We start from the raw sequence: 14,412 nt of genomic DNA, 5'->3' as shown, positions 1-14,412 counted from the left end.
AAAGTGTATCTTTGAAAGGTTTTTTTTCTTTTTATGGTAATTTTTATCTACTTCTTTAAAATACTCAAGTATAGTTTTAATAATTTAAATGATAATTTTTTTAATAAAATTAAATTCATTATCAAATTTTTTCGAAATCTATAATAATAAGTCAAATACTTAAATTATCTAGTTTTTTTATTATAAAAATAAGTAATAATACTTAGTTTTGTTTTTAAAATACGTAATTATGAAAACTATTATAGTTGTAGGTAATGGAATGGTTGGTTATAAATTTTGTGAAAAATTTGTTACAGCTGCTAATAATAAAGGGTTTAGAGTTATCGTTTTTGGAGAAGAACCAAGACCTGCTTATGATAGAGTTCATTTAAGTGAATTTTTTGAAAATCAAGATGCCAAGGCTTTAGAAATGGCACCTGCTGAATGGTATGCAGAAAATGCTATCGATTTAATTGTTAATGAAAGAGTTTCTGACATCCAAAGAAATACAAAAACAATTATTACTGCTAAAAATAGAGTTTTTACTTACGATTACTTAGTTTTAGCCACAGGTTCTTCTGCTTTTGTGCCTCCAATTAAAGGTGTGGAAAAAGAAGGAGTTTTTGTCTACAGAACCATTGAAGATTTAGAAGGGATGTTAGCTTATGCAGATAAACTGAGAACAGAAAACTCAGAAGCAAAAGCAGCTGTTTTGGGTGGTGGTTTATTAGGTTTAGAAGCAGGTAAAGCAGTAATGGATATGGGTTTAGAGCCACATATTGTAGAGTTTGCTCCTAAATTAATGCCAAGACAATTAGATTCTAGAAGTAGTCAGGTTTTACAATTAAAATTAGAATCAATTGGTTTAAATATTCATTTAAGTAAAGCTACCAATCAGATTTTAGGAGATGAAGGTAGAATTACAGGAATGGAATTTGGTGAAGATGATGTTCTTAATGTAGATATGCTAGTGGTTTCTGCTGGAATTCGTCCAAGAGATGAACTTGGGAAAACTTCTGGTTTAGAAATGGGAGTTCGTGGAGGAATTGTAGTAAACAATAAAATGCAAACTTCAGATGAAAATATCTATGCAATTGGAGAAGTTGCTTTGTACAATCAAATGATATATGGTTTGGTAGCTCCTGGTTATGATATGGCTGGAGTTGCAGTAGATCAGATTTTGGGTAATGAAGAAAGTTTAATGCCAGCTAGTATAGATATGTCTACCAAATTAAAATTAATTGGAGTAGATGTAGCAAGTTTTGGTGAGCCTTTTATGCCAGCATCTAAAGGGCATTCTATCATATTCGAAAATAAAACACAACATTTATATAAGAGAATTAATGTTAGTCTTGATGGTAAAAAATTACTAGGAGGTATATTAGTAGGTGATGCATCTGATTATAATATGTTGCATCAAATTTATTTAAACGGAATGAAAATTCCTGAAGATCCAGCCCAATTAATTTTGCCAGTAACAGAAGGAAGTTCTTCTTTTGGTGATGTTATGGATTTGCCAGATGAAGCTCAAGTTTGTTCTTGCGAAAACGTTACAAAAGGTCAGATTTGTGGAGTAATAGAAAGTGGAGAAGCTAAAGATTTAGCAGATGTAGTTTCTTGTACAAAAGCAGGTACAGGTTGTGGTGGTTGTAAACCAATGGTAAAAGATATTACTACAGCAACTTTAAAATCTTTAGGTATAGAAGTTAAAGATTCTGTTTGTGAACATTTCGATTATAACAGACAAGATTTATATAAAATCATTGAAGTAAAAGGTTATACAACTTTTAATGAAGTATTAGATAATCACGGAAATGGAGGTCATGGTTGTGAATTATGTAAGCCTTTAGTAGCATCTTTAATGGCTACAATTAATGCAGACACTGCAAATAAAGAATATGCAATTCAAGATTCTAATGATCGATTTTTAGCAAACATTCAAAGAAATGGAACCTATTCTGTGGTACCTAGAGTTCCTGGTGGAGAAATTACCCCAGATAAATTAATTGCCTTAGGAGAAATCGCAAAAAAATACGATTTATACACCAAAGTTACTGGTGGTGTAAGAATCGATTTATTTGGAGCAACTTTAAATCAACTGCCATTAATTTGGAAAGAATTAATTGCTCACGGTTTCGAAAGTGGTCATGCTTATGGTAAATCTTTACGAACTGTAAAAACCTGTGTAGGTTCTACTTGGTGTAGATATGGAATGGCAGAAAGTGTCAGTTTTGGTATCGAATTAGAAAATAGATATAGAGGTATTCGTGCCCCACATAAAATTAAAGGTGGAGTTTCTGGTTGTATTAGAGAATGTGCAGAAGCGCGTGGAAAAGACTTTGGTTTAATTGCTGTAGAAGGGGGTTGGAATCTTTATTTAGGAGGAAATGGAGGTGCAAATCCAAGACACGCAGAATTATTTGCAGAACAAATAGATAACGAAACTGTAGTAAAATACTTAGACAGATACTTAATGTTTTATATGCGAACTGCAAAACCTTTACAAAGAACTGCTGCATGGCAAGAGCGTTTAGAAGGTGGTTTAGAGTATTTAAAAGAGGTAATTATTGATGATAAATTAGGCATTGCAGAAGATTTAGAAACTGAAATGGAAACTTTAGTGAATAAGTTTGAATGCGAATGGACACAAGCTGTTAATGATCCAGAAGTTATGAAACGATTCAATCACTTTGTAAATTCTGATGAAGAAGATGATAACATTGTTTTTGTACCAATGAGAGATCAAAAAATGCCAGAACAATGGGTGTAAAATAGTGGCAATCTTCAGATTAATAACAATCCTGCAAGGTTTTAAAACCTTGTAGGTATAAATAAAAAGTATATTAATTTGGGCGTTTTAACGGGCTTTACGCACTCGCTTTTTTTCTGAAAAAGAAAAAAGAGCTCAAACAAATGCTGTAATGCCTAACGCTCGCACAAGTTTATAAAGTTATTGAAGATTCTAGTAAGTATAATTATCATTTAAAAATAAAAACTAAAAAAAAACGGTTCACCACTACAGTGATAATCCCCTCTTTTTGAGGGATTAGAGGAGGCCTTAAATAATATTAAAATGGAACAAATTTTAGAACAATACTCATCAACAAAACTAGAAGATGTAAAAATCTGGTTTAAAGCTGCAACTGTAAAAGATTTTCCTTTAGATGGTGGTGCTTGTGTAAAATACAAAAACAAACAAATTGCTGTTTTTAATTTTGCAAGATTAAATAAATGGTATGCTTGTCAAAATGTTTGTCCTCATAAAATGGAAATGGTGTTAAGTAGAGGTATGATTGGTGATGATAAAGGAACTCCAAAAGTTGCTTGTCCTTTGCATAAAAAAACATTTTCTCTAGAAGACGGATCTAATTTAACTGGAGAAGATTTTAAAATTGCCACATATCCTGTTAAAATAGAAGGTGAAATTGTGTATATTGGCTTTTCAGAATAAAGCTATTTTATGAAGCCAACAAGATTCGAAACTGCAATTGCCTTAATAGATAAAAAAAATGCTGAAGACCCAAATACATACGAAGTTGATGGGTTAGAGTATGCTAAAGAGTTGTTGTACTCGCAAAGAATGACAAGAAAATTACTTCAATTTGAGCCTAATGCATCTAAAGCATTACAAATTGCAGCAAGAGCACAGCACATTTGCAGGTGGAAAATTGAAAGAAAAGAATATCCTATGGACAGAGTTGGGTATTTAAAATGGCGTGAAACGCTTAAAAAAATGCACGCAGATTTAACTGTAGAAATTTTACAACAAGTAGGTTTTGACGAGCAGTTTCAAGAAAGAGTAAAGAAAATTATCTTAAAGAAATTAATTAAGAAAAACGAAGAATCTCAAACTTTAGAAGATACTATTTGTTTGGTTTTTTTAGATTATTATTTTGATGAATTTGCAGTGAAACATAATGATGAAAAAGTAATTGATATCTTAAAAAAGACTTGGGTAAAAATGTCAGATAAAGGGCATAAAGCTGCTTTAACTATTCCTTTTTCTGATAAAAGTTTGGCTTTAGTAAAGCAAGCAATCTCATAATAAAAAAGCAATTTATAAATGACAAAAAACGGTAATTCTTTAGATCAGCGTACGTTTTCTAAGTTAAGCCGTTTGTATATTCTTGCGCTAAGTGCAATTGCACTTTCTGTAATTGTAAGTCAGGTTTTGGTTCGTAATCACTTAGCAAATCAAGAAAGCGATTCTACTGTAATTAACGTTGCTGGTAGGCAACGAATGTTAAGTCAGAAATTAACTAAAGATATTCTTTCCTTATCTATTTCAGATCAAGAACTTACTAAAAATCAACTAAAAAATAGAATTAAAAACACTTTGACTTTGTGGGAGTTGTCTCATTATGCACTACAAAATGGTAACGATTCTTTAGGTTTGCCAGCAGAAAATAGTTATGAGATAAAAAGACGTTTTAAAGAGATCAATCCTGTTTTTAAAACTATAGAAGTAGCTTCAAAATCTATCATAAATAAAATAGAATTAAACTCAGAATTATCTATTAATGTGCTAGCTACAGATATAAAAAAAGTAACTCAAAATGAAGGTTCTTTTTTAGCAAAGATGGATGATATTGTAAATCAATATGATTTAGAAGCAAATGAAAAAGTGGCTTGGTTAAGAAAATTAGAATTCTTTTTAATGGCATTAACCTTGGTAATTCTTTTAGGTGAGTTTTTATTCATTTTTTGGCCAACTGCAAAATCAGTAAAAGCTACGTTATCAGAATTATTATTGGCAGAAAAAAGAGCAAAAAAAATGGCTTTCGATGCAGATCAATTAAGTGTTGCTAAAGCAGAATCTGTTAAAGAATTACGAGCACTGAGTCACGCTATGGATGAAACCTTATTGTTTGCCAGAATTTCTCCAACAGGAAACTTAATTCATATGGGTAATAAGTTTTCGCGTCTATTTCGATTATCAAACTTTAATAAAGAAATTTTATTTTGGGACCTTTTATCAATCAATGAAAACGAAAAAGTTGTAATAGAAAATTTAATAAATAAACATAAAAAAATAGGTTGGCAAGGAGAGGTTAAAGCAACTGCTAAAAATAATATTTCTATTTGGTTAGAAATGTCTATAATACCTTATAGGCCTACAGAAGATAAATCAGAATTATTGATTATTGCATCAGAAATTACAGATAGAAAAGAAGCTCAGATAGAGGTAGAGAGGCTAACAAAGGTTAGTTTCGAAGAGAAAATGAGCCAGCAAAAAATAATTTCTAGCAAGATTATAGAAAATCAGGAAAAAGAACAAAATAGGATTGCAAAAGATGTTCATGATGGAATAGGGCAAATGCTAACAGGCTTAAAATTTAATTTAGAAAGCATAAATTTAGATGATTTAGAAAAGTCTAAAACCAAAATAGAGCACCTAAAAGAATTGACTACCAGTATTATAAAAGGAGTTAGAACAGCAACTTTTAATTTAACACCACCAGAATTATCAGATCATGGAATTGTACCAGCAATATCAAAATTAACTCAAGAATTGGGTAAGCTTACAGGTAAAGAAATTCTTTTATTTAATAAAACAGATTTCAATCAACGATTAGATTCTTTAACTGAAATAAATTTATATAGAATTACTCAAGAAGCTATAAATAATGCAATTAAATATGCAGATTCTTCACATATTTTAGTGTCACTTTCTCACAGTAAAAATATGTTAAGTATTGTTATAGATGATGATGGTAAGGGTTTTGAGCCAGCTAAAGTAAAAAAAGTTAAAAATGGTGATGGAGGAATGGGAATGACCTTTATGAAAGAAAGGATTAAGTATATTGATGGTCGTTTGTTCTTAAATTCTGAACTAGGAAAAGGTACAAGAGTAACCTTAAATATTCCTTTACACACAATTTAATATATTATTCATAAAATTTCTTGTACAATATTTATTATGAATACTTTTATCATAAAATATCTAAATTAGTTATGAATGTATTTCAATGTCCAAATTGCAGTAATACCGTTTATTTTGAGAATACAAGTTGCGAAAATTGTGATAGTACTTTAGGTTATAGTATTGATGATGATGATTTTAGAGTACCAGAAGATAATGATTTAAAATTTTGTAAAAATTATATTTATAATAATTGTAATTGGTTGATAGATATTAATGATGAGAATGATTTTTGTACAGCTTGCCAATTAAATAGAGTAATACCCAATAAAAGAGATTTTGATGATTTTAATAAATGTGAACAATTAGAATTTGCGAAACATCGATTAATATATCAGTTGTATAAATTAAAATTACCATTAGTCGCAAAAAATCTTAATAATAAAGGTATTGCTTTTGATTTTTTATCAGAAAACAACAAAGAAAATAAACTTACTGGTCATGCAAATGGTGTGGTAACTATAATACTTTCTGAGGCTGATGCTGTTCATAGAGCTCAATTAAAAAAGGAGATGAACGAACCTTATAGAACCTTGTTGGGGCATTTTAGGCACGAAATAGGACATTATTATTGGATGCTGTTTTTCGAAAAAGAACACTTACAAAGTTTTAGAAAGCTTTTTGGTGATGAAAGAAAAGATTATGGTAAATCTTTAGAAGCGCATTACAAAAACGGCCCACAAAAAGATTGGAACTTGAATTTTATAAGTAATTATGCAAGTTCACATCCTTGGGAAGATTGGGCAGAAACTTGGGCACATTATCTACATATTATTGATACTTTAGAAACAGCAAGTTCTTTAGGTATTTCTTTTGCAAATTCTAAAACAATATTGTCTAAAGATTGTGTTTCTAATTTCGATGATCCTTATAAAATTAAAGATTTCAGAAAAATATTTAATGCAAGCATTACATTAACTTCGGCTGCTAATAGTTTAAATAGAGCTATGGGCTTACCTGATATTTATCCTTTTGTTATTCCAGAACCTGTTTATTATAAGTTAGAGTTCATTCACAATTTATTATTTAATAACAGTTGGAATCTGAAATAATTTAATATCAACTTAACAGAATTATTCAAAATACGTAGTTTTACTTAAATTTCTTATTTTTGTAAGTATAAAATCTATAATTAATTATGATAAATGTAGTGTTAGCCGACGATCACGTTTTGGTAAGAGATGGAATAAAAGCGCTATTAGAAGATCAATCAGGAATTACTGTAATTGATGAGGCTTCTAATGGAAAAGAAGCTTTAGAAGTACTTTCTAAAAATAAACCACACGTTTTAATTATAGATATACGTATGCCAGAAATGAATGGAATTGAGGCGGTTGCAGAAGTTAAAAAACATTTTAGAGATGTAAAAACTTTAATGCTTTCTATGCATGATTCAGAAGAATATGTGGTAAAATCGATACAAGCAGGTGCAGATGGTTATTTGTTAAAAGGGTCAAGTAAAGAAGAGTTTTTAAAAGCTGTGATAAAAGTAGCTTCTGGCGGTAAATACTTTACTGGTGATGTTTCTTCTATTATAATGAATAATTTTGTAAACGGAAATTCCACAAGTGTTGATGCTTCTAAAAAAGTAAGTACACAATTGCCTTTTAAATTAACTAAAAGAGAAAGGCAGATTTTAGGCTTAGTTTTAGAATTAAAAAATAATAAAGATATTGCTGATGAACTTAAAATTAGTAAAAGAACAGCAGAAGTGCATCGTTTTAATTTAATGAAGAAATTAGAGGTTAAAAATCTAATGGAATTAACGAATAAGGTTAAAGAATATCAGTTAATATAACTACTAAGTAAAAGCACTTTTTTAAAACAATCATATTTTAACTTCAATTTTACAATATCTTTAAAATCAGTATTGTGTAATTGTTAATTTCCTAATAATTAAAATACACGTATTTTTTTATACTTAAAATTAAGTATTTATACTTAGTTTTGTGATATGAATATATGTATTATGTCTACTTTAACTCAAGAGAAAGCTACAAAACTAAGTTTGTTAAATTTTAAAAATGTATCCACTCGCACTTTTTGGATTACATCTATTTCATTTTTTATGTGCTTTTTTGCATGGTTTGGTATTGTGCCATTTATGCCAGATGTAGTAAGAGATTTAGGTTTAACACCAGATCAAAAATGGAACTCAATTATTTTAGCAGTTTCAGGAACTGTTTTTGTACGTTTACTAATAGGTAAATTATGTGATAAATACGGGCCAAGATTATGTTATACTTGGTTGTTAATGTTAGGTGCAATTCCTGTTATTCTATGTGGTTTAGTGCAAACACCTGCTCAGTTTTTAGTTTGTAGATTATTTATCGGTTTTATAGGTGCGTCTTTTGTAATAACACAAGTGCATACCTCATTAATGTTTGCGCCAAATATTGTGGGTACTGCAAACGCAACTTCTGCAGGTTGGGGTAATTTAGGTGGTGGTGCCAATAGATTAGGTATGCCTTTAATTGCAGGAGCAGTTGTAGCTTTTGGTGTTTCTGATGCAGATGCTTGGAGATATTCTATGGTTATTGCAGGTGTTGTTTGTTTTTTAATGGGTATTGTTTATTTCTTTTTTACACAAGATACTCCAAAAGGAAACTTTAAAGAATTAAAAACTTCAGGAGAAATGATTGTTACTAAAAAAGATCAAATTGGTTTTTTAGAGGTTTTAAAAGATTACAGAGTTTGGATTCTTTTTGTGGTATATGCAGCAAGTTTTGGAATTGAATTAACAGTTTATGGTACAATGGATGATTACCTTCAAAATACCTTTCAATTAGAAAGAGTAACAGCAGGTAATATTGTATTGTCTTTTGCTTTAATGAACATTTTTGCAAGAACTTTAGGAGGCTTTTTTGGTGATAAATTTGGGGAATTAAATGGTTTAAGAGGTAGAGTTTTATTTTTGTCTTTTATCTTAACCTTACAAGGAATTATGTTAATTTCCTTTTCAGGAGCAACAAGTATAATTTTAGGAATTGTTTTATTAATTTCTTTTAGTTTAAGTGTGCAAATGGCAGAGGGAGCTACGTTTTCTGTTGTACCATTTATCAATAAAAAAGCAATTGGCTCTGTTTCTGGTATTGTTGGTGCAGGTGGTAATGTTGGTGCTTTTTTAGCAGCAATGTTATTAAAATCTAAATCTGCTGTAGCAGAAAAAGCAGCTATTGCGGCTAATGAAGGTTTAGGAGAAGAAGCTATTAAGGCAGCACAATCTGTAGCTTCATCAAGTGCTGTTTCTAGTGGGTATTTATTAATTGGTTTTGTGGTAATTGCAACAGCAGTTATGTCTTTAACGATTAAGTTTTCTAAAGAAGATGAGTCTTTAGAAGTGTCAGAAAAAGTAAAAGAAATAATTCCAGAATTAATACCTGTAAAGTAAAAATATTTGGTTGATATTATTCTTGAGGAAAAAAAACAATAAATAAGAGTTCGTTTTTCTTGATGTAAAATCTACCAAACTAATTTAGGTTGTAAAGAAATATAAGCTCAATGTTTGGTTTGTGAAAATTTAATGTCGTATTTAGTATAAAATCTTAGTTTAAATGATCAAAAATGAAGTTAAAACAACGTGTTCTTATTGTGGAGTAGGTTGTGGAATTATCGTAAAAAAAGACATTAACAACAAGGTTTTTGTTGAAGGAGATAAAGATCATCCTGTAAATAGAGGAATGTTATGTTCTAAAGGAATGAATTTACATTATGTTGCAAATGATGTTTCTGATCGAATTTTATATCCAGAAATGCGTTGGTCTCGTTCTCATCCTAGAGAAAGAGTTTCTTGGGATACTGCCTTAGATAGAGCTGCAAATGTATTTAAATCCATCATAAAAAAACACGGGCCAGATTCAGTGGCTTTCTATGTTTCAGGACAAAGTTTAACAGAAGAATATTACATCGCAAATAAATTAACCAAAGGTTTTTTAGGTACAAATAATATCGATACAAACTCACGTTTATGTATGAGTTCTGCTGTTGTGGGTTACAAAAAAACTTTTGGAGAAGATAGTGTGCCAGTTTCTTATGAAGATATAGAATTGGCAGATTGCTTTTTAATTACAGGAGCAAATCCTGCTTGGTGTCATCCAATTTTGTTTAGAAGGATAGAAAAAAGAAAAGAAGAAAACCCGAACGTAAAAATTATAGTAATTGATCCTCGTAGAACAGATTCTGCAAATTTTGCAGATTTACACTTACAATTAATTCCGGGTACAGATGTAGTTTTGTACAACGCAATTGCAAGACGTTTGTATAAAAGAGGTTTAATTGATGAAGATTTTATAAAAAAACATACTCAAGGTTTTGAGGATTATAGAAAAATAATTTTAGATACAAACCTTAAAAAAGCTTCAAAAATTTGTGGAGTTTCTGAAGATGATATCGAAAAAGCTGCAGAAATAATTGGGCTATCAAAAGGTTTTATTAGTATGTGGGCAATGGGTTTAAATCAAAGTGTTATTGGTACAGATAAAAATACATCACTTTTAAATTTATCATTAATAACAGGTCAAGTTGGTAAACCTGGTTCAGGTCCATTTTCTTTAACAGGCCAGCCAAATGCAATGGGTGGTCGTGAAGTTGGTGGTATGGCTAACCTTTTGGCAGTTCATAAAGATTTAGGTAACGAAGAGCATAGAAGAGAAGTTGCACAGTTTTGGGGTGTAGATAAAATATCACCCAAACCTGGTTTAACAGCAACAGAAATGTTTGATGCTTTAGAAAGCGGAAAACTAAAAGCAGTTTGGATTGCTTGTACAAATCCGTTAGTGAGTTTGCCAAATTCGCATCAAATAGAAAAAGCGATGGCAAATTCTAAGTTTGTTGTGGTGCAAGAAATTTCTCATAAATCAGATACTGTAAAATATGCAGATTTGGTTTTACCAGCAGCTGCTTGGTTAGAGAAAGAAGGTACAATGACAAATTCTGAACGTAGAATTTCTTATTTGCCAAAAGAAATTGATGCTCCAGGAGAAGCAAGACCAGATGTAGAAATTTTTTGTGATTTTGCCCAAAGAATGGGTTTTAGAGGTTTTAATTATAATAGTGCAGAAGAAATTTACGATGAATATGCATCAATGACAAAAGGCACAAATATTGATGTTTCTTTTTTAAATTACGATCGTTTAAAAAACGAAGGTACTTTTCAATGGCCAGTAAATGAATATCGTCATTCTGGTACTCCTCGTCTTTTTGAAGATAAAAAATTTTATACACCATCTCAAAAAGCAATTTTTAATGTTCCATCAACCATAGAAAATACATCAGTAAAAACAAATCAAGAATTCCCATTAATTCTTACAACTGGTCGTATTCGAGATCAGTGGCATACAATGACAAAAACAGGAAAAGTGTCGCGTTTAAAAACGCATTATCCAAAACCTGTGCTAGAAATTAATCCTGTTGATGCATATTTAAACGGAATAAAAGATGGTGATGTTACAGAAATAAAAAGCGCAAATGGTGTTGTTAGAGTACGTGCAAAAATTACGGATGCCATAAAAGAAGGTGTTGTGTTTTTGCCTATGCATTGGGGTAAAGTTTTAAAAAGCAATTTAAATAGAGCTAATAATTTAACAAATACACATATAGATCCTGTTTCTAAAGAGCCAGATTTTAAATTTACTTCGGTTTCAGTTTCTAAATATAAAAAACCAAAAGAAAAAATAATTATTGCAGGCGCAGGTGCTGCAGCTTTTCGTTTTTTACAAAATTATAGAGATTATAATGAGGTAGATGAAATTCACGTTTTTTCTAAAGAATCTAACCTATTTTATAATCGTGTTTTGTTGCCAGAATACATTACAGAAGAATTGACTTGGCAGCAGTTATTAAAAATTAAAAATGCAGAATTAAGTAATTTAGAGATTCATATTCATCCAGAAACTTTAATTGATAAAATTGATAAAGAAGCTAAAATAGTTACAGATTCAAATGGAGAAACGCATACTTTTGATAAGCTTATTTTAGCAACAGGTAGTAGAGCTTTTATTCCAAAAGATGTGCAAATAGATTTACCTGGTCGTTTTACTATGCGTAATAAAAGTGATGCAGATGAATTTAAACAATACTTAGACAATACAGGTTTGCCTCCAGAAGAGCAACACGTTGTTATTGTTGGTGGTGGTTTATTAGGATTAGAATTAGCTGCTGCAATGAAACACAAGAATGTTAAAATAACCATCATACAAAGAGCATCTAGATTAATGGAGCGTCAATTAGATAAAATTTCTAGCAAATTATTGTCTTTGGATGTGCAAGAAAGAGGAATTCAAATTTATTTTGATAATGAAGTAAGTACTGTTTTTGATGATGATGAAACAGGCGAATTAACCATCAACCTAAAATCAGGAAAATACATTACAGCAAACGCAATTGTGTATACAATTGGTACTAGACCAAATATAGAAATTGCAAAAAATAACGGAATTGTGTGTGGTAGAGGAGTAAAAGTAAATCAACATTTACAATCTTCACATCTAGATATTTTTGCTATCGGAGAAATTGCAGAATTCAACAATCAATTATTTGGTATTACTTCTGCAGCAGAAGAACAAGCAGGAATTTTAGCCAACTTTATTGCAGGTGATATTAGTGAATCTTACAAAGGTTCTGTATTAATGAATATTCTAAAATTCAATGATTTAAATCTCTGTTCAATAGGTGAAATTAAAGTGCCAGAAAACGATAATAGTTACGAAGAAATTATATTTACAGATATGTCTAAACGATACTATAAAAAGTGTATTGTTAAAGACGATTTGTTAATTGGTGCTGTTTTAATGGGCGATAAAAACGAGTTTGCAGAATTCAAAACAATGATAGAAAGCAAAATCGAAATGTCTGATAAAAGAGACACTTTGTTAAGAGGTACTTCTAATGATGTGCCAATGTTGGGTGAATTAGTTTGTTCTTGTAGTCAAGTTGGTGCAGGTAATATAGAAGAGGCAATTGCAGGTGGTTGTACAAATTTTACAGAATTATGTAATAAAACAGGCGCTGGTTTAGGTTGTGGAAGTTGTAAAACTGAGGTAAGAGAAATTTTGAATAACGCTAAAGTAAAGGTATGAGAAAGCAATTGAATCGAGTTATTGTAAAAGGTGGTGTTCTATCTCCCGGAGAACTAAAATACATTTGCGAATCTGTAGAAAGCTTAGGTCAAAAAACTATTTCTTTTGGTTCTAGACAAGATATTTTATTGCCTAAAAAAGTTAAAAAAGAAGATTTATCTCAATTTGATAAATTGCGAGTGGTAGAAGCAGATGAGGTTGGTATAGAGAATATTGTGTCTTCTTATGTTTGTGCAGATATTTTTCCAAGTACTTCTTGGTTAACAGGAGATCGATATTTGTATATTTTAGAACAATTCCGATCAAAATCAACCTTAAAAATTAATATTACAGACCCAAAACAACGTTTAGTACCTTTATTTACAGGGCATATTAATTTTATTGCTTCAGAGCACGAAGATTATTGGTATTTGTACATCAGACTTCCTGGTTGGGATGAAATAAAAATGTATCCTGCTTTAATTTATACTTGGGATTTAGATAAAATAGAAACCACAATAGAACATATTTTAAAAGAAGAACCAGAAACTATTGAAACTATTTTTGAATTAGTAAACGATGCTTTAGATGCAAATAATAGAACTGTAGATAAACCTTTAGAGGTTCCTTTTTACCCTTTTCCATATTTTGAAGGGATGAATAAAATAGGATCTGATAAATATTGGTTGGGCTTGTATTGGAGGAACAACAAATACGATATTTCTTTTCTAAAGGAAATGTGCGAATTATGTTCAGAAAATAAGATTGGTAAAATTTCTATTACTCCTTGGAAATCTTTTATTGTAAAAGGAATTCCTAGAGAATCTAAATTAATTTGGGAAAAATTTTTGGGTAAAAGAGGTATCAATGTGCGTCACTCAATGTTAGAGTTAAATTGGCATTTACCAGTGGCAAATAAAGAGGCTTTAAACCTAAAAAAATACTTAGTGGCTAATTTCGATCAAAATGATATTAGTACTTATGGTTTAACTTTTGCGATTACAAATTACAGCAAAGCTTCATATTATTTTACATCTATAGTAGTTCAGAAAAACAAACAACCAGAAATGATTGGTAATTTTCTAACAAGAGATACTTATAATTTGTTGTATGCCAAAGACTTTGATCCGAATACAAGACAATATATTATGCACGTTCAAGATGTAGATAAAGTAGAATTACCAGGTTTGTTAATGGAGTTAAGTCAGTTGTATTTTGATGATTTAGGTAGTGAAAAAGAAGATGAAAAAGATACAGAAGTAAAAAAAGAACAGATTGAATTAGAAGTATATCAGTGTCAAGATTGTTTCACCATTTATGATGAAGCATATGGAGATATAACTCAAAATATAGCAGCAGAAACCTTATTTACAGAGCTTCCAGAAAATTACGAGTGCCCTCTTTGCGAAGCTCCTAAAAGTAATTTTGAAAAAGTAGTATTGGTAAAATAAATAT

General features: G+C 30.4%; 9 protein-coding genes. All 9 read left to right on the top strand.

Features of this window, described 5'->3' with window-relative positions; genetic code table 11:
* Positions 1-229 precede the first annotated feature (229 nt).
* The 9 genes from nirB to BW723_RS00875 all read left to right on the top strand — a co-directional run bounded on the left by nirB (position 230) and on the right by BW723_RS00875 (position 14,408).
* The gene (nirB, locus tag BW723_RS00915) at positions 230-2,749 is read left to right on the top strand and encodes a nitrite reductase large subunit NirB (RefSeq protein WP_068363844.1); all 2,520 of its coding nucleotides are present in this window, start codon (positions 230-232) and stop codon (positions 2,747-2,749) included.
* A 303-nt stretch (positions 2,750-3,052) separates the two neighbouring features.
* Complete coding sequence (gene nirD, locus BW723_RS00910) at positions 3,053-3,430, top strand: nitrite reductase small subunit NirD (RefSeq protein ID WP_068363847.1); 378 nt, start codon at positions 3,053-3,055, stop codon at positions 3,428-3,430.
* Positions 3,431-3,439: 9 nt separating this feature from the next.
* A complete protein-coding gene (locus BW723_RS00905) occupies positions 3,440-4,024 on the top strand; it encodes a DUF4202 domain-containing protein (RefSeq protein ID WP_068363850.1) in 585 nt (194 codons plus the stop codon).
* Between the two features lie 18 nt (positions 4,025-4,042).
* Positions 4,043-5,863: a sensor histidine kinase gene (locus tag BW723_RS00900; protein ID WP_068363853.1), complete on the top strand. Its 1,821-nt coding sequence runs from the start codon at positions 4,043-4,045 to the stop codon at positions 5,861-5,863.
* Positions 5,864-5,934: 71 nt separating this feature from the next.
* Positions 5,935-6,954 carry a zinc-binding metallopeptidase family protein gene (locus tag BW723_RS00895; protein ID WP_068363856.1) on the top strand — a complete coding sequence of 340 codons (1,020 nt, stop codon included), beginning with the start codon at positions 5,935-5,937 and terminating at the stop codon, positions 6,952-6,954.
* 86 nt (positions 6,955-7,040) lie between these two features.
* Positions 7,041-7,700 (top strand): response regulator transcription factor, encoded by a 660-nt coding sequence (locus BW723_RS00890; RefSeq protein ID WP_068363859.1) that lies wholly within the window; start codon positions 7,041-7,043, stop codon positions 7,698-7,700.
* A gap of 171 nt (positions 7,701-7,871) precedes the next feature.
* Entirely contained in the window at positions 7,872-9,293 is a 1,422-nt protein-coding gene (locus tag BW723_RS00885; RefSeq protein ID WP_068363862.1) for an MFS transporter, read from the top strand.
* A 163-nt stretch (positions 9,294-9,456) separates the two neighbouring features.
* Positions 9,457-12,978, top strand: coding sequence for a nitrate reductase (locus BW723_RS00880; RefSeq protein ID WP_068363865.1), 3,522 nt, complete (start codon positions 9,457-9,459; stop codon positions 12,976-12,978).
* A complete protein-coding gene (locus BW723_RS00875; RefSeq protein ID WP_068363868.1) occupies positions 12,975-14,408 on the top strand; it encodes a rubredoxin in 1,434 nt (477 codons plus the stop codon). Before BW723_RS00880 ends, BW723_RS00875 begins: the two co-directional genes overlap by 4 nt.
* The last annotated feature ends 4 nt before the right edge of the window (positions 14,409-14,412 follow it).

The sequence above is a fragment of the Polaribacter reichenbachii genome, assembly GCF_001975665.1.
GTDB classification, from domain to species: domain Bacteria; phylum Bacteroidota; class Bacteroidia; order Flavobacteriales; family Flavobacteriaceae; genus Polaribacter; species Polaribacter reichenbachii.
Note: the sequence above shows the minus strand (reverse complement) of the source record. Positions and strands in the feature narration are given on the sequence as shown.

What these genes read in the sequence shown, in the direction of transcription:
- nirB (WP_068363844.1), top strand. Translation starts at nt 230, where the DNA reads ATGAAAACTATTATAGTTGTAGGTAATGGAATGGTTGGTTATAAATTT.
- nirD (WP_068363847.1), top strand. Translation starts at nt 3,053, where the DNA reads ATGGAACAAATTTTAGAACAATACTCATCAACAAAACTAGAAGATGTA.
- BW723_RS00905 (WP_068363850.1), top strand. Translation starts at nt 3,440, where the DNA reads ATGAAGCCAACAAGATTCGAAACTGCAATTGCCTTAATAGATAAAAAA.
- BW723_RS00900 (WP_068363853.1), top strand. Translation starts at nt 4,043, where the DNA reads ATGACAAAAAACGGTAATTCTTTAGATCAGCGTACGTTTTCTAAGTTA.
- BW723_RS00895 (WP_068363856.1), top strand. Translation starts at nt 5,935, where the DNA reads ATGAATGTATTTCAATGTCCAAATTGCAGTAATACCGTTTATTTTGAG.
- BW723_RS00890 (WP_068363859.1), top strand. Translation starts at nt 7,041, where the DNA reads ATGATAAATGTAGTGTTAGCCGACGATCACGTTTTGGTAAGAGATGGA.
- BW723_RS00885 (WP_068363862.1), top strand. Translation starts at nt 7,872, where the DNA reads ATGTCTACTTTAACTCAAGAGAAAGCTACAAAACTAAGTTTGTTAAAT.
- BW723_RS00880 (WP_068363865.1), top strand. Translation starts at nt 9,457, where the DNA reads ATGATCAAAAATGAAGTTAAAACAACGTGTTCTTATTGTGGAGTAGGT.
- BW723_RS00875 (WP_068363868.1), top strand. Translation starts at nt 12,975, where the DNA reads ATGAGAAAGCAATTGAATCGAGTTATTGTAAAAGGTGGTGTTCTATCT.